Source organism: Hymenobacter amundsenii (genome assembly GCF_002204745.1).
Lineage (GTDB): Bacteria > Bacteroidota > Bacteroidia > Cytophagales > Hymenobacteraceae > Hymenobacter > Hymenobacter amundsenii.
On record NZ_NIRR01000013.1, the window covers coordinates 47785 to 64848 of the forward strand.

Here is a 17064-nt window from a genome sequence, read left to right on the forward strand (position 1 = left end):
CGCTTTGCCATACCCACGCCCGGTTTCTGCCCGCAGAAGCCGGGCGGTGCTGTTTCGTGCCCCAGTGCATACCACGGGCTGGGGCCGCGGCGTTGAGATATTGTGCGGGCGACGCGGGGCGATGGGGTCACCTTTTATCCTTTCTGGTTATGCGTACCCCGAGTCTGCTCCTGCTAATTATGGTTGCCGGGTTGGCATCCTGCGAAAAACGCGAAGACGTTGCCCAGGACAAGATGTTGGCCATTTCGGAATTGATGGAGGCACCTGCTGCCTCCTACGCGCCGCCCATTGCTTCCTCCCCAAACGAGATTCCCGTACCTGCTGCCCCGGCGGCCAGCCGTAAGCTTATCTACCACGCTAATGTGCGGGTAAAGGTGGCCGACCTTCCGCGGGCCAACCAGCACATGGACAGTCTTACGCGCAGTTTTGGGGCGTACGTTGAGGAGGTTTCCGAAGTGCGGGAAGACACGGAGTGGCGACACGAGATGAAAATCCGGATTGCGCCGGCCCAATTCGCGGCCATGCTCGCCGGCCTGGGCCATTTGGGCACCGTCGAATCCAAACGGCTGTCGACGGAGGACGTGACGGCCCGGCACGCCGATATTTCGGCCCGGCTGGCTTCTAAGCGGGCCCTGGAGCAGCGCTACCTGGCCCTGCTCGGCCAAGCCCGCAAGGTAACCGACATGGTCGAAATCGAGGAGAAGATGGGCGAAATCCGGGAGGAGATTGAGGCCACCGAAAGCCGCTTGCGCACTCTCAACGACGAGGTCGGCTATTCCACCATCCGGCTCACGTACTATCAGCTCCTGAGTCAGCCCCGCCCCGACGCACCAGTACTATCATTTAGTAGCCGCCTGCTGGAGTCGTTTTACAGCGGCTGGCAGCTGCTCACCAATTTGGTGCTGGGCCTCGTGGCAATGTGGCCACTGCTGCTGGGGCTGGCCGCTGCCGTAGTGGCGCTACGGGTCTGGTGGCGGCGACGGGCCCACCGCCGCAACGGCTGAACCACGCAGCTCCGACCGACGAACTAGCCGAATACCGCACCGGGATTGGGTTACGTTTGGTGGGCCCGGCGTATGAACCGGCAGAAGCTGCGCAGCTTTTTCATCTTCCTCCCAAGTATTCTCTCCGATGAAAAACTACGTGCGTCTGCTCCCGCTGCTGGGGCTGATGCTGGCCGGGTGCGCCCAGTCAGCCGAAACAGAAATGGTGGAACCCACCGAAACCGCGGCCGTCCCCGCTCCCACAAATCTGCTAGCTCCTGCCCCGGCGGTCGGGCCAACGGAAACCGCTAGCCCTGCCCCCGAGGTGCCGCTGGCCCGCCTGTGGCGGACGGCGGGCCATCCCGTCATCTATCAGGGCACGATGGAGCTGGAGGTAGATGATTTCACCACCGCCTCCGCCCGCCTCGATACCGTGCTCATCCAGCGCGGGGCCTACCTCACCAACGCCCTCGAAACCACCGACACCGGCCGTCATCAGCAGGTGCTCACCATCCGGGTACCGTCGGCCCAGTTCCTGGCCCTTACCAGCGCCCTCACCCGCCTGGGCACCGTGCACCACAAGCAGCTCACCTCCCGCGACGTAGCCGCCGAATTGGCCCGGCAGGCCGCTAAACCAGGCGCCCGGCCGGATACCGCAGCCACCCGCCAAGCCGCCACCGAGCACCAATTGCTAACGGAACAAGCGGCCCTGGCCACGCTTCAACTCACCTACTTCCAGTTCCGGCCCGCCACCGACCTGGTCCCGCCGGAAGCAGCCGTAGCACCCCGCATCCGAGCAGGATTGTGGTTTGGCTGGCGCATCGTCGGCCAGCTATTTATTGCCCTGGCTTACGTGTGGCCCTTGCTGCTGGGGGTAGCCGGTTGGGGGTTCTGGCACTGGCGGCGCACCAGCACGGCCGTCGGCCAGTAGCGCTGCTGGTGCTGGTTGCCAAAAACGCCCCGCTGGCCAGAAGCCAACGGGGCGTTTAGTTGATGGAAACCTGTAGTTCGGTTAGTCCACTACCAGATCGACTACTGCCGTTGCCAGCGAGAGGGCGATACTGAAGATGAGTGCCGATATAAAGCCATCGATTTCAAAGCTCGACATCAGGTAGCTGGCCAGCATCACAATCAGGGCGTTGATGACGAACAGAAACAGCCCCAAAGTGATGATGGTAATCGGCAGCCCAATGATTTGCAGAATTGGCTTAACCACCGCATTGAGGATGGCCAGCACGATAACCAGAATCATGGAAGCGCCGAACCCATCAATCTGAGCACCGGGCAGAAAATTTGCCAGCGCATACGTGATGATGGCGGAGAGAATGAATTTGAGAATGAAGCCCATAAGGCAAAAAACAGTTTTAAGTGAGAGATGTACAGCATTCAGGGAGTTGAATACTGTACGCACTTAATTCTTTTCCGTTGTTGCAGATTGCTTTTCCGTTGCCGGTGCGCTCCTAACAAGGCTTACCCCAAGGCCTTACTTTTCCATTTCCCGGGCCTGCAAACGGCCCTGGGATACGGCCATCCAGTTGGCCATGTGGTAGAGCAGACGCGCCCCCACGATGGCGTTCCAGTCGGTGTCGCCGGGAGCTACTTCGTTGAGGTCGCAGCCGATAATGGTGCGACCCGAGCGTACCACCTGCCGCAGCAGGTAGAGCGCCTGCTCGAACTCCAGACCGCCGGGCACGGGCGTACCGGTACCGGGGCAGAGCTTGGGGTCGAGGCCATCGATATCAAAGCTCAGGTACACTTTCGGCGGCAGCTGGGCAATAATTTTCTGGCACTGCTTCTTCCACGACTTCCCGCCCAGCATCCCGGCCTGCAAAAAACGGTCGGCGAACAGCGCCACCCGGCCGTTGCTCTGGTCGATGTAGTCGGCCTCCTGCTGGCAATAGTCGCGGATGCCCACCTGCACCAGCTTCTTCACCTGGGGCAGTTGCAGGGCGTTGTACATGATGGACGCGTGCGAGAACTCAAAGCCCTCGTAGGCGGGGCGCAGGTCGCAGTGGGCATCAATCTGCAGAATCCCGAACTCTTCGTGGCGCTCGGCCAGCGCGTGCAGGTACCCGAGCGGGGTGCTATGGTCGCCGCCGAGCACGACCACGCCTTTGCCGGAATCGAGCAGGGCACCGGTTTTGGCCTTAAGCCACTCCAGCAACGCCCGTCCCCGCTGGTTGATGCGGGCGGGCACGCTGCTATGCTCACCGCGCCCGCTTTCGGGCTGGCCATCTTCCAGCCAGCCAATGTAGCCTTCTGCTAAAGGCCGCAGTTCGTGGCTTTCGGCCGCAATGGCAGCATCGGGCTCTTCCATGGCTAGGCCGAGGCGCCAGGCCTGGGGCAAATCGGCATCGTAGAGGTCAACCTGCAACGAGGCTGCGCGCATGGCTTCGGGCCCTTGGGCCGTACCGGCGCGGTACGAAACGGTAACTTCCCAGGGCACGGGCACCACCACTACCTGGGCCTCCTCGGGCGTGAAGGGCAGGCCGAACAGGCCACCGGCGGCGTCGCCGAGAGCGTTAGGGTCGAAGCTGGCTATTTTTTGGTCAAGCGAAGCGGAATCAGCCATAAGAAAAACGGTTAGCGGTCAGAAAAAATGAATGCGGCCCCCGCAGCGGGAGCTTATTTTCGAAGCAAAGAAAGAGGCGGCGGGTTCTACGAACTCAACTGCTGGCCGCCCATGAAATCGTAGGTGCGAATAATGTTGATGATTTTCTCGAAGGTGTCGCGGTCGAAGAAAATCATCAGTGGCAGCTCTACCGAATTTTCCTTGTCGGAGAACTGGGTGATAACCGAGAAGATGAGCGGCTGCACCATCGGGCGGTCGAGGAGCAGGCTCCGAAGCGCGTCGGCCATATCGTCGCTAGGATGAACGGGCGGAGCTCCGTAGATGCGGGCCTTGAGAATGTTGGCCAGTTGCGTGACGAGCGCCCCGGTGATAATATTGCTGATTTCGAGGAGCAGCGACTCCTGCATCTCGTCGATGTCAGTGGAGTCAGACGTTTTCATGCGCAGGCACACGCGCGAGAGGCGCTGCACGTGCTGGCCGGAAAAGAACATGAGCGTCGTGCCGTTGAAGTCGCCCCGGATATCGGACTGGATAACCACGTGTCCCTTTTGCAGGTCGCTTACTTTTTCGAGCACGCTCTGGCCCGACACAATGTCGAGGTTGGGCACTTCGAGCAGTACCTTCTCCTGGGCTACCACCGCAAACGAGTCGGCGGCGCGGGCCAGGCCGATGTTCAGGATTTCGCGGATAATGTCGCGCTCCAGTTCCGTCATGTGCAATTCCATAGAAGTCGGTTCAAAAGGCCGGTAGCTAAAGCCAAGGGCCGGGGTCTGCAATACGAGAGTTACGGTCGTTTAGCTAAAAACAAACGGGTCAGGGCGGGCACATCGAGTACCAGGCACACCTGCCCGCTGCCGAGCAGCGTTACGCCGCCAAACAAATCGATGGTGTCGAGCGGCTTACTCATGGGCTTCACCACGATGTCCTGCTGGCGCAGAAAACGGTCGACGATGAGGCCCAGGCGCCGGTTGTTGTAGTTGACGATGATGATATCCTGCCGGCCCTGCAGGTCGGCTTTGCTGGCCGGCGGCAGCGGGCCGTCGCCGTTGTGCAGCAACCGTCGCAGGTCCACCACCGGCACGTTTTCGCCCTGCAGGCGGGTGATGAGCAACCCGCCCACCACGTTAAAGCTGTCGGGCAGCAACGATACCACCGAGTCGGTGTGCATGAGCGGTATGGCGTAGTTGCGGTTTTCCAGCTCAAACAGCAGCGCGCCCTTCACGGCGATGGAAGTCGGCAGCACCAGCGTAAACGTGGTGCCCTCGCCCATCACCGAATCAACCCGCAACTGCCCACCGAGCGAGTCGATAGCCAGTTTCACCACGTCGAGGCCCACGCCCCGGCCCGATATTTCGGTGACCTCCTTGGCCATGGAGAAGCCGGGCTCAAAGAGGAAGGAGCGCACGGCCTCATCGGACAGGTGAGCCGCGGCGGCCTTACTCACCAAGCCACGCTCCACGGCCTTACGGCGCACACTTTCCACGTTGATACCCCGGCCGTCGTCGCGCACCTGCACCAGCACGTCGTCGCGCTCGGCCTGGGCCGAGAGCGTGAGGTGGCCCTGGCCCGGTTTGCCGGCGGCCTCCCGCTCGGCGGCCGTTTCGAGGCCGTGGCCAATGGCATTGCGCACCAGGTGCAGCAAGGCATCGGTAATAATCTGGAGGATGTTGCGGTCGATCTGAATGTCCTCGCCCACCAGCGTCAGCTCCACATCTTTGCCTTCGGCCGCGGCCACGTCGCGCACCACCCGCGGAAACTTGCTGAACAACGAACCCACGCCCACCAGCCGGGCATCCATCACGCTGTACTGCAGCTCGTCGGCGATGCGGGAAAAATGGGCAGCGGCCGTCGTGAGAGCCGGGTGATTGATTTCGCGGCTCAGGGTTTGAATCCGGTCCCGGTCGATGATGAGTTCCCCCACCAGGTTCATCAGGTGGTCGAGCTTGCGCACCTGAATGTAGACCAAGTCGGAGAGTTCGAGCTTGCGGCTTACGTCCTCCTCATCATCCGCCTCCTCCTCTTCGAGGTTGGGCTCCTCGCCTTTGGCCAACCGGTCGAGGTTGTCGAGCAGGCGTTCCACGTCGGGCATGGGTTCATTCTCGCCCACAGCCCGAATCATCTCGCCAATACTATCGATGCCCCCGAACAGCACGGGCACCAGACTGCCGCCGAAAGCCCGATTTTCGTCCCGGATCAGGCCGAAGATGGTTTCCATCTGATGGGCCACTTCGCCAATACTGGTGTAGCCCATGGCCCGGGCATTGGACTTAAGGTTGTGCATGAGCCGGAACAGCTCGCGTAGTGCGGGCTCGTTGGTCGGCTCGCGCTCCAACTCGCTGATATGGCGGCTCATGGCGTCGTAGTATTCGAGCGCCTCGGCCATGAAAATCTCCCGGTATTCCTGCTCGCGTCCGCTCATTGGGCCAAACTAGTTGAGGAGGAAGAGGAAGAAACTCGCCGCCGGCCAACCGGAGCCGTCGGTTGCATAGTGTGGCGCACCAGATAGGCCGCCATCCCGGAAAGCGGCAGTACGGCGCTGGCCAGGCCGGCGTCAATTACCGATTTCGGCATACTGAACACGGTAGCCGTGGCCGCGTCTTGGGCCACTACTACCCCACCCTGCTGGCGAATAGCCCGGGCTCCGGCTGTGCCGTCGTGGCCCAGGCCCGTTAGTATCAGCCCTACTACCTGGCACCCCGCCAAAGCTGCCACCGAGCGCATCAGCACATCCACCGAAGGCACGTCGGGGGCATTTTCGGCCACGAAATTGGTTTGCCAGCCTAGCCAAGGACCAGGAACCGCCCGAACAACCAAGTGGTGGCCGCCGGGTGCTACCAGTACCTGGCCAGCCCGGAGCGGGCTGCCGCTGGCCGCCGCCACTACCGGCAGCCGGCTGACCCGGGCCAGCCGATCGACCAGCACGCTGGTGAAGTGCACGGGTAGGTGTACGGCTACCAGCACCGCCCACGGGAAGTTGGCCGGCAGGCCCCGCAGAATTTCCTCCACGGCCGGACCGCCACCCGTAGAGCCGCCAATTACGACTACGCCGCGCGGGGGCAACGGGGCCGCTGGTTGCCGCGGGGGCACCGCCAAGGTACCCAGCGGCGGAGTGAGCATAGCAGCGGGTAAACGGGCCGCCAGGAGCTTGCGCCCAGCCTGGCGGCTCCATTCGAGCAGTTCGGGTTCGGCCGTGGGGGCCGGCAGCAGGTAGTCGTAGACGCCCAAACGCGCCGCTTCTCGCAATAAGGTGCGTGGAGGCGGGGCCACACAGTAGAGCAGCACCGGCACCGGATGCTGGCGTTGCAGGTGGCCGAGACCAGATAGCTGCAACTCGCTTACCACTACCACGTTGGGCCGCAGTCGCTGCGTTAGGGCAGGTAAATCCCGCGCCCCTGCAACCCCCACTACTTCCAGGGCCACGCCCAGGCGCGGCAGATGCCCGAGCACGCTTTGCAGGGCCGTTGGCAGGCCACTAAGCAACACGGAAAAGACGGAGGCAGGAAACAACACAGATAAAGGGAAGCGCGAAGAAGTTCGTCCGACGGGTATCGTCGGGCAAAAGGGCTGGCAGGATCGACTGGACGTTGGTGAGGCTTACTGTAGGGCGCTGCCTACAATTTCGAGCACCTTCTCTTCCGAGAAAGGCTTCACGATGTAAGCTGAAGCACCGCTTTCCAGCGCTTCGTTCACGATTACCTCCTGGCCCACGGCCGAGCACATCACCACCTTCACATCGGGCTGCTCCTGGCGGATACCGCGCAGTACGTCGAGGCCCGTATTGTCGGGCAGTATCACGTCGAGCGTAATCAGGTCGGGCTTGGTAGCGGCGGCCATTTCGAGGGCCTGCTGGCCGTTTGCGGCTTCGCCCACTACCTCGTAGCCGGCATCGGTAAGCATGTTCTTAAGCATCGTACGCATGTAAAAAGAGTCGTCGACGATGAGGATGCGGTTTTTCATGGAGAAGGAAAAAGTCAGAATAAAGAGGGAAAGCGCCGGGCCGACGGTCGGCTCAGCCCGTTGTACGGCCCAGCTCCGGCGAGGATGCTTCTGCAGGCTGAAGCTGCATAATTTCAGCAGGCGTGAGCAGCTTGAGCATGTCGAGGACCACGATAATGCGGGGGCCGATTTTGGCGATGCCCTCAATGTACTTATCGTGGATGTTGGCTTCCTGAATGAATTCGGGGGTCTGCTCGATAACCGACTGGGCCACCGATAGCGGCTGGGGCACCTCCCGCACCATGATGCCGATAGTGTAGTCCTTGGCTTCGAGCGCCATGGTGTAGGTCACGGCCGGCATGGGCTGGTCGGGGCTCCGCAGCTGGAACCGCTCCTCTAAGTCGATGACGGCGATAATGTCGCCCCGCAGGTTGGCAATACCCTTCACGAAGGCCGGTGTTTTGGGCATCCGCGCAATGTCGGGCGTGATAGTCACTTCCTTCACCTGCTCGATGCGGATGCCGTACTCCTCTTCCCCCAACCGAAAAACGATGAGTTGAATAATAGGGTCGGGTTTGGCAGTTTTATCGGCGTCAGCCATCAACAGGTAATGAGGAGTGGAAAATCAGGAGTCCGGCCGGTGGCCGGTAGTGGCTGGCGGTCTAGCTTTTTGCCTTGCCCTTGCCCGATTTAGCTTTCGGCGGCTCCGGCGCGGCAGGGGCCTTACGGGCCACTTTTTTACTACGAGCCTTGGGCTGCTCGGCCGCTACTTCGGGCGCCGGCTGAACGGCCGGCTTGGCCGCGGGCTTGCGGCGGGCCGAAGTTCGAACCGGCGTGGGAGCAGCCGGGGCCGGGGCGGCGGCTACCGGACGGGCCCGGCGAACGGACGGCGCGGGAGCCACCGGCGCGGGAGCCGGAGCCGGGCGGCGCGTCAGGCGGCGACGGATAGGCTCGGGTTCCGGCTCGGGCTCGGGTTCGAGGTCTTCCATGAGCTGGAAGGCCGAGAGGCCCAGTTGGAGGTCGTCGGCAATGTTGGTCAGGTTCTGGCTGCTAGTGGTTAGCTCCTGCATGCTGGTGGAGAGCTGCTTGGCCGTGCTGGCCACTTGCTGGGTGCCGGAAGCCGTCTGCTCGGCAATGGCCACCACTTCCTCCACGTACTTCACCACGTCGCCGATACTCGTTTTCTGAATCTCGGTGGCCGTGAGAATGTCGCGGCTGGTGCGCAGGGTTTCGCCGCTGCTGGTCGCAATGTTCTTAAAGGCCGAGCTGGCCTCGAAGGTGGCGTTCTTGCCCTTGAGCACCCGGCCTTCCATGGTACTGATGGCGGTGGCGGCGGAGGTGGTGTCCTTACGCACATCTTCTACCAGCGTGGCAATTTCGCTGGCCGATTTGCGGGAGCCTTCAGCCAGCTTGCGGATTTCTTCGGCTACTACCGCGAAACCCCGTCCGGCTTCCCCGGCCCGGGCGGCCTCAATGGCGGCGTTCAGGGCCAGCAGGTTGGTCTGGGAGGCAATGTCGGTAATCACGCCCAGCGACTTGCTGATTTCGCCCGAACGGGTGCTCAGTACTTCGATGGTTTTGGAGGTCTGGGCAGCAGCGCTGCTGATTTCCTCCATGTTTTTCACCACTTCGGCCACCGTTTTGAGGCCGAGCTGGGAGGTTTGCTCACCCAGGATGGCCGCCTTGATGCCCACATCGGCTTTGCCAGCGGTTTCCTTAGTGGCCTGCATGATTTCCTCAATCAGCTTGAAGGCCTGGTCGGTCTTTAGGGCCTGGTTCTGAGCCCCTTCGGCCATCTGCTGCATGGCCAGGGCCACGTCAACGGTTACCCGGCTCATCTCCTGTCCTTTGACGACCATCTCCTCCGACGACTCGCCCACGATCTGCGACGACTCGTTGATTTCGCCCAGCAACTCGTTGAGGTTGTCGACGGCGATATTCAGCGCGTCGGCCATGGCCCGGATGTCGCCGGTGGTTTCAATTTCCACCTGCTGCTGCAAGTCGCCTTCCGAAATGGCCCGCACTACCCGGCTCACTTCGAGCACCGGCGAGGCAATAGATTCGATGAGTGCGTTGAGCGTGTCGACCAGCTCTTTCCAAGAGCCCGATACGTCGGTTACGGTCGCCCGCTCGGTGAGCTTGCCATCGACGCCGGCCACTTTGGCTACCCGGCTTACTTCCACGGCCAAACGGTTGAGGTCGTCCACCATCCGGTTGATGGTTTCGGCCAGCTCGGCCACCTCGCCCTTGGCTTCCAGCATCAGCTTCTGGGTCAAGTCGCCCTGCGATACGGCCGTTACTACTTTTACAATGCCCCGCACCTGGGTGGTGAGGTTGGCGGCCATCGTGTTCACGTTGTCAGTCAAATCTTTCCAGACCCCGCTCACGTTGGGCACGTTGGCCTGGCCGCCGAGCTTGCCCTCGGTGCCCACTTCCTGGGCCACCCGGGTTACTTCGCCGGCAAACACGTTGAGCGAGTCCACCATCTGGTTGATGTTGTCCTTGAGGTCGAGCAGCTCGCCCTTCACATCCACCGATACTTTCTGGCTCAAATCGCCCCGGGCTACGGCCGAGGTTACGTTGGCAATGTCGCGCACTTGGCTCGTGAGCGAGGAGGCCATGAAGTTCACGTTGTCGGTCAGGTCTTTCCAAGTGCCGCGCACGTTGGGTACCACGGCCTGGCCGCCGAGGCGACCTTCCGTGCCCACTTCGCGGGCTACCCGGGTTACTTCGTCGCCGAAGGTGTTGAGCGAGTCCACCATCTGGTTGAGGTTTTCCTTGAGCTGGAACAGCTCGCCCTTCACATCCACCGATACTTTCTGGCTCAAATCGCCCCGGGCTACGGCGGTGGCCACGTTGGCAATATCGCGCACCTGACTCGTCAGGTTGCTGGCCATCGTGTTCACGTTATCCGTGAGGTCTTTCCAGGTGCCCGACACGCTTGGCACGTTGGCCTGGCCGCCCAAGATTCCTTCGGTGCCCACTTCGCGGGCCACCCGGGTTACTTCGCCGGCAAAGATGTTGAGCGAGTCCACCATCTGGTTGAGGATGTCCTTGAGCTCCAGGATTTCGCCCTTCACGTCCACGGTCATCTTCTGGGTAAGGTCGCCTTTGGCTACAGCGGTGGCCACGTTGGCAATGTCGCGCACTTGGCTCGTCAGGTTGCTGGCCATCGTGTTCACGTTGTCGGTCAGCTCCTTCCAGGTGCCGCCCACGTTGGGCACGCTGGCTTGGCCGCCGAGCTTACCCTCTGTGCCTACCTCGCGGGCCACCCGGGTTACTTCGTCGCCGAAGATGTTGAGCGAGTCCACCATCTGGTTGAGGATGTCCTTGAGCTCCAGGATTTCGCCCTTCACGTTCACGGTCATCTTCTGGCTCAAATCACCCCGGGCTACGGCCGTGGCCACGTTGGCAATGTCGCGCACCTGAGAAGTCAGGTTGCTGGCCATGTTGTTCACGTTGTCCGTCAGGTCTTTCCAGATACCGGCCACGTTCGGAACGCTGGCCTGCCCGCCGAGTTTACCCTCAGTGCCCACTTCGAGGGCTACCCGGGTTACTTCGCCGGCAAACAGGTTGAGCGAGTCCACCATCTGATTCAGGTTCTGCTTCAAATCCAGCAGTTCGCCCTTCACGTTCACGGTCATCTTCTGGCTCAAGTCGCCCCGGGCTACGGCGGTGGCCACGTTGGCAATGTCGCGCACCTGACTCGTCAGGTTGCTGGCCATGTTGTTCACGTTGTCGGTCAGGTCTTTCCAGGTGCCGCCGACGTTCGGAACCGACGCTTGGCCGCCGAGCTTGCCTTCGGTACCCACTTCCTGGGCCACCCGGGTTACTTCGCCGGCAAACAGGTTGAGCGAGTCCACCATCTGATTCAGGTTCTGCTTCAAATCCAGCAGCTCGCCTTTCACGTCCACGGTAATTTTCTGGCTGAGGTCGCCCCGGGCTACGGCCGTGGCCACGTTGGCAATATCGCGCACCTGACTCGTCAGGTTGCTGGCCATGTTGTTCACGTTGTCGGTCAGGTCTTTCCAGATACCGGCTACGTTGGGCACCGACGCCTGGCCGCCGAGCTTACCTTCGGTGCCCACTTCCTGGGCCACGCGGGTTACTTCGCCGGCAAACAGGTTGAGGTTGTCGATGGTCTTGTTGATGGTCTCGGCCATCACCTTGAAGTCGCCCGAAACCGGAATCTGGAACGTCTCGTCGAGGTTGCCCCGGCTGATGTTCTTGAGCACTTTGCCCACTTCGAGCACCGGCACGGCAATACTGTCGACGAGGCCGTTGATGTTATTGATCATGTCGCGCCAGAAGCCGGCGGCATTGTCGCCCGAGGCGCGGGCCTTGAGGTTACCTTCTACTCCGGCAACTTTGGAAATGCGCGACACCTCGCCGCCCACACCGCCAATCATCTCCACCATCGAGTTGTAAGCCTCCGCAATTTCGGCGAAGATGTCGTCGTTCTGCTTGGTCAGGCGCACACTCACGTCGCCCTTCTTGAAGGCATCGAGGGCATACAGCACCCGGTTGAGCTGGTCGTTGATATAGTCTGTTTCCGCCGTGGCGGTGCGGCTGCTTTCGGTACCCCGCTTGCGGGTATGGTCGCCGCTGGAGCGGCTCAGGCGGGAGGCACTGGCCAAACTCACCGCGGTGCCGTTGGCAGCTGAGGCAGTCGTTGGGGCGGCCGGGGAGGCAGATTTGGGCGTCTTTGCTGAAGCCATAGGGAAGAAGAGTAGCAAAACCTACGAGAGGCGGGTAGTGCGCAAATGAAACCGCCGGGGGTGGGGTCTCTCACAAACAAAGGTAGCAGAACTGCCCGCTTAGCTGCTATCGGCCCCCAAAACCTGCACGAAAAACCAACAGACTGACCGGCCCCGCTTCGTCTGTGGCGTGGGGGCGGGGCCGGATAAACAGACGAAAGGCCATGTTATACCCTGACCTGCAGTCCGATACGCCCGACCGCTGCTTATGGGCGATGGTGAAACTCCTTATCTATAGGCAGTCTTTAGGGGGGATATTCGGCGCCGACTATGCCGGTGCCGGATTATTGCATCATCTTTGCGGCAAAATTCAACTTTTGCGCGGTCCCACCCGTTTCCTACTCAAACAAGCTCCGCGTCCCCCCACCTTATGGTCAAAAATTTAGTCATCGTCGAGTCGCCAGCCAAAGCCAAAACCATTGAAGGATACCTCGGCAAGGACTTCGTGGTCCGGTCATCGTTCGGCCACGTCCGCGACTTACCCAAGGATAATAACGCCATTGATATTGCCAACGGCTTCAAGCCAACTTACGTGGTTTCCGCCGATAAGCGCGATATAATCAGCCAGTTAAAGAAGCTTGCCAAGGAGGCCGAAATTGTATGGCTGGCCAGTGACGATGACCGCGAGGGTGAAGCCATCAGTTGGCACCTGGCCGAAACGCTGAACCTGAACAGCGAGAAGACGCGCCGCATCGTGTTCCGCGAAATCACCAAAACCGCCATCCTCAAGGCCATCGACAGCCCCCGGGAAATTGACCTCAATCTGGTAAATGCCCAGCAAGCCCGCCGGGTGCTCGACCGTCTGGTAGGTTTCGAGCTGAGCCCGGTGCTCTGGAAAAAAGTGAAGGCCGGCCTTTCGGCCGGCCGCGTGCAAAGCGTGGCCGTACGCCTGGTCGTGGACCGGGAGCGGGACATCAGCGGCTTTACCGTGACGTCGGCTTACCGGGTGGTGGCCCGCTTTGATGCCGGCCGGGGGGCCGTGCTGGAAGCCGAGCTGCCCACCCGCTACAAGACCCGCGAAGAGGCCGAGGCCTTTCTGGCGCGGTGCGTAGGTGCCGATTACTCTATCGAAAACCTGGAGCAGAAGCCCGGCAAACGTACGCCCGCGCCGCCCTTCACTACCTCTACGCTCCAGCAGGAAGCCTCGCGCAAGCTCGGCTTCTCGGTGGCTCAGACCATGAGCGTGGCCCAGAAGCTCTACGAGGCCGGCCGCATCAGCTACATGCGGACCGACTCGCTCAACCTGTCGGAAGATGCCATTGCAGCGGCCAAAACGGCCATTACCAACGCTTACGGCGCCGAGTACGCCCACACCCGCCACTTCAAAACCAAGTCGGCCTCGGCCCAGGAGGCCCACGAAGCCATCCGCCCCACCGACTTCACGCTGCTCAAAGCTGGCGGCGACTCGCAGGAGCAGCGCCTTTACGACCTGATCCGCAAGCGGGCGTTGGCTTCGCAGATGGCGGATGCGGTGATTGAGCGCACGGTGGCCACCATCGGCATTAGCACCCAACCCGGCGTTACGCTCACGGCCAGCGGCGAGGTTATCACGTTTGAGGGCTTTTTGAAAGCCTACACCGAGAGCAAGGACGATGAGGATGAAGAGGACGACAACGCCGAGTCGTCGTTTTCGCGGGGGCTGCCGCCTCTGAGCGTGGGCCAAGTGCTGCCGCTGCAACAGTTGCGGGCCACCGAGCGGTTCGCGGCGCCCCCGGCCCGCTTCACGGAAGCCTCGCTGGTGAAGAAGCTGGAGGAAATGGGCATCGGTCGGCCTTCGACTTACGCACCAACCATCAGTACCATTCAGAAGCGCGGTTACGTGGAAAAAGACACCCGTGACGGCAAGGAGCGCAAGTTCCACGTGCTCACGTTGGAAGGCCCGCAGGTAAAGACGGAGCTTAAGACCGAAACCTACGGGGCCGATAAGGCCAAGCTGTTTCCCACCGACGTAGCCATGGTGGTCACCGACTTTTTGGTGGAGCACTTTCCCGCCATCGTAGACTTCCAGTTCACGGCCAAGGTAGAAGACGAGTTCGACCGTATTGCCGACGGCCTCGACAACTGGACCGACATGCTGACCGGCTTCTACACGCCCTTCCACAAAACGGTGGAGCTGGGTGAGGAAATCGAGCGGAGCACGCTGGGCAGCACCCGCGAAATCGGCCTGCACCCCGAAACGGGCCAGAAACTGACCGCTCGCCTCGGCCGCTACGGACCCTACGTGCAGATTGAGCCGCTTGAAGGCGCCCCCGAAGACGAGAAGCCCGTGTACGCCAGCCTGCGCAAAGGCCAGTTCATCGAGAGCCTAACCATTGAAGAAGCTCTCGACTTGTTCAAGCTGCCGCGGGTAGTAGGCGAGTTCGAGGAGAAAAGCATGACGGCTGCCCTCGGCCGCTTCGGCCCTTATATCCGCCACGACAGCAAGTTTTACTCGCTGCGCAAAGACCAGGACCCGCACACGATTACCGGCGAAGAGGGCGTGGAGCTGATTGAGGCCAAGCGCAAGGCCGATGCCGAACGGCTCATCAAGTCGTTCGACGAAAACCCCGATATCCAGGTGCTCAATGGCCGCTTCGGGCCCTACATCGTGGCGGGCAAGAAAAACGTGAAGATTCCGAAGGGCGAGGAGCCCGCCGACCTCACCCTGGCCCGCTGCCTGGAGCTGGCCGAAGCCACGCCCGACAAACCCGCCCGCGGGGGCCGCTTCGCCAAGAAAACTGCCCCGGCGGCCGAGGAAAAAACCGATACGCCGGCCAAAAAAACGGCTGCCAAGAAGCCGGCCGCTAAGAAGAAAGCGCCCGCCAAAAAGGCCGCTGCTAAAAAGCCAGCCACCAGCACGGCGGCTAAAAAGTCAGCCACCAGTACTACGGCTAAAAAGACCTCAAGCAAGGATAAATAGCCTGCACAAGCAAGGTGCTGCGCCGGGCGATGGGGCAGCAACTCGAAAAGTCTAGCTTATTTACAAGGAAAGCTCTGACCTCACCGGTTGGAGCTTTTTTGCGTTGGCACTCCTGGGAAATATGGGGTCGTTCCGGTCGTTATTTTAGCCCGCCCAACCTTACCTTATGCTGAAAGCCTCCCTCCTGCCCTTACTGTTGCTCCTGAACTGCTCCGGGCCGAGCACTGAATCTGTAGCCGCTACGCCACCGGCTAAGGCCCCGGCCCCCGTGCCGGAAACCAAACCAACGGCCGACCAGTACCACTGGCTGCCCTCCGGCCGCTACCGGGCGGGGCAAACGGTAGCAGCGCGGTTCGCCCCGCCTGCCGGCTACCAGCGGGTGGAGGTAGCGGCCGGCTCGTTTGGGCAGTGGCTGCGGGGCCTGCCGTTGCTGCCGCCCGGCTCGTCCGTGAAGCTCTACAACGGCCAGCGCAAGGACCGCCAGGATGTGCACACCGCCGTAATAGACCTCGATGTGGGGGCCCGCGACCTGCAACAGTGCGCCGATGCCGTTATCCGGCTGCGGGCCGAGTACCTGTTCAGCCAGAACCCCGACCAGGTCCACTTCCACCTCACCAGCGGCGACGATATCGGTTTTAAAAACTGGTATTCGGGAACCGGCTTTCGGGTGGTGGGCGATGCGGTGCAGCCCGCATCCCGCCCCGCTGAAGCGCCTACCCACGCCAATTTTCGCCGTTACCTTGACCAGATTTTCACTTACGCGGGCACCCTTTCGCTGAGCCGGGAGCTGCAACCGACGCCCCTGGCCCAGGTGCAGCCCGGCGACGTGCTTATCCGGGGCGGCTCGCCGGGCCACGCCGTGCTGGTGCTCGATGTGGCCACCCAGCCTGGTACCGGCCGCCGGCTGGCGCTGCTGGCCCAGAGCTACATGCCCGCCCAGCAGATGCACGTGCTGCGCAATGACGATTCCAGCCTGGGCGCGTGGTTCTACCTCGACCCCAAACAAGCGCGGGTCGAAACGCCAGAATGGACATTTCGGAGCAGCGAATTAGGTCGGTTTGAGTAGAGTTAAAATCGGCTTTATAACATAGGATTCTTGCACGACATTAGCACGCGGGATTGCCCCTGCATTGGCATAACTATATTTCTCTTCATCACTCCTTATGAAAAAAATTGTTGCGTTAACCGGGGCCGGTATTTCAGCGGAGAGCGGGCTGGCTACTTTCCGGGGCTCCGACGGGCTCTGGGAGGGCCACCGCATCGAGGACGTAGCCACACCCGAAGGCTGGGCGAAAGACCCGGTTCTGGTGCTCGATTTCTACAACCAGCGCCGCGCCGCCGCCCGGGCCGCCCAGCCCAATGCCGGCCACCGGGCCCTGGCCGAATTGGAAGACCAGTTTGAGGTCGTCATCATCACCCAAAACGTCGATGACTTGCACGAGCGGGCGGGCTCGACCACCGTGCTGCACCTGCACGGCAAGCTGTTCGAGAGCCGAAGCAGCCGCCACGAGGAACTGGTGTACCCGATGCATTCGGACCGTATCGAGCTGGGCGAAATGTGTGAGCGGGGCCACCAGCTGCGGCCCAACATTGTGTGGTTCGGCGAGGCCGTGCCGATGATGGACCGGGCAATGGCCGAAGTAGCTACCGCCGACGCTCTGCTGGTTGTCGGCACCTCGCTGCAGGTGTACCCCGCGGCCGGCCTGGTCGAGTATGTGCCCCGTACCGCGCCCATTTATATCATCGACCCCGGCCGGCCCCCGGTATCGGCCCGCGCCCGCCAGCACTTTATCACCGAGCCCGCCACCATTGGTGTGCCTCAAGTGGCGCAGGAGCTACGGCAGGAGTTAGGTCAGCGCTGAGTTGAAAACCCGTCTGCTTTAAACCACCATTCGAGCTACGGGCTAAAGTCCGCCC

At 61.6% G+C, this 17064-nt stretch carries 13 protein-coding genes; 5 read left to right on the forward strand and 8 right to left on the reverse strand.

The genetic code is table 11. The features are described from left to right. The first annotated feature begins 149 nt into the window (after positions 1-149). The gene (locus tag CDA63_RS09745; RefSeq protein WP_088464266.1) at positions 150-1004 is read left to right on the forward strand and encodes a DUF4349 domain-containing protein; all 855 of its coding nucleotides are present in this window, start codon (positions 150-152) and stop codon (positions 1002-1004) included. A 127-nt stretch (positions 1005-1131) separates the two neighbouring features. Further along, positions 1132-1914 carry a DUF4349 domain-containing protein gene (locus CDA63_RS09750; RefSeq protein ID WP_088464267.1) on the forward strand — a complete coding sequence of 261 codons (783 nt, stop codon included), beginning with the start codon at positions 1132-1134 and terminating at the stop codon, positions 1912-1914. An 81-nt stretch (positions 1915-1995) separates the two neighbouring features. Here CDA63_RS09750 and CDA63_RS09755 read toward each other — a convergent pair whose 3' ends face one another. The 8 genes from CDA63_RS09755 to CDA63_RS09790 all read right to left on the reverse strand — a co-directional run bounded on the left by CDA63_RS09755 (position 1996) and on the right by CDA63_RS09790 (position 12209). Then, a complete protein-coding gene (locus CDA63_RS09755; RefSeq protein WP_088464268.1) occupies positions 1996-2331 on the reverse strand; it encodes a phage holin family protein in 336 nt (111 codons plus the stop codon). Positions 2332-2466: 135 nt separating this feature from the next. Next, complete coding sequence (locus CDA63_RS09760; RefSeq protein WP_088464269.1) at positions 2467-3555, reverse strand: agmatinase family protein; 1089 nt, start codon at positions 3553-3555, stop codon at positions 2467-2469. An 86-nt stretch (positions 3556-3641) separates the two neighbouring features. Beyond that, entirely contained in the window at positions 3642-4280 is a 639-nt protein-coding gene (locus CDA63_RS09765) for a chemotaxis protein CheC (RefSeq protein ID WP_242434628.1), read from the reverse strand. Between the two features lie 59 nt (positions 4281-4339). After that, on the reverse strand, positions 4340-5974 hold the full coding sequence (locus CDA63_RS09770; protein ID WP_088464270.1) for a chemotaxis protein CheA: 1635 nt from the start codon (positions 5972-5974) through the stop codon (positions 4340-4342). After that, entirely contained in the window at positions 5971-7065 is a 1095-nt protein-coding gene (locus CDA63_RS09775) for a CheB methylesterase domain-containing protein (RefSeq protein ID WP_126546804.1), read from the reverse strand. The genes CDA63_RS09770 and CDA63_RS09775 overlap by 4 nt, the downstream gene beginning before the upstream one ends. An 84-nt stretch (positions 7066-7149) precedes the next feature. Beyond that, positions 7150-7512, reverse strand: coding sequence for a response regulator (locus CDA63_RS09780; RefSeq protein WP_088464272.1), 363 nt, complete (start codon positions 7510-7512; stop codon positions 7150-7152). Between the two features lie 52 nt (positions 7513-7564). Next, positions 7565-8092 (reverse strand): chemotaxis protein CheW, encoded by a 528-nt coding sequence (locus CDA63_RS09785; RefSeq protein WP_088464273.1) that lies wholly within the window; start codon positions 8090-8092, stop codon positions 7565-7567. 61 nt (positions 8093-8153) lie between these two features. Beyond that, complete coding sequence (locus tag CDA63_RS09790) at positions 8154-12209, reverse strand: HAMP domain-containing protein (RefSeq protein WP_242434629.1); 4056 nt, start codon at positions 12207-12209, stop codon at positions 8154-8156. 409 nt (positions 12210-12618) lie between these two features. Here CDA63_RS09790 and topA point away from each other — a divergent pair, with 409 nt between their 5' ends. The 3 genes from topA to CDA63_RS09805 all read left to right on the forward strand — a co-directional run bounded on the left by topA (position 12619) and on the right by CDA63_RS09805 (position 17009). Further along, entirely contained in the window at positions 12619-15147 is a 2529-nt protein-coding gene (topA, locus tag CDA63_RS09795; RefSeq protein ID WP_088464274.1) for a type I DNA topoisomerase, read from the forward strand. A 166-nt stretch (positions 15148-15313) separates the two neighbouring features. Next, positions 15314-16213: a DUF4846 domain-containing protein gene (locus tag CDA63_RS09800; protein ID WP_088464275.1), complete on the forward strand. Its 900-nt coding sequence runs from the start codon at positions 15314-15316 to the stop codon at positions 16211-16213. A gap of 97 nt (positions 16214-16310) precedes the next feature. Continuing rightward, a complete protein-coding gene (locus CDA63_RS09805; protein WP_088464276.1) occupies positions 16311-17009 on the forward strand; it encodes an SIR2 family NAD-dependent protein deacylase in 699 nt (232 codons plus the stop codon). The last annotated feature ends 55 nt before the right edge of the window (positions 17010-17064 follow it).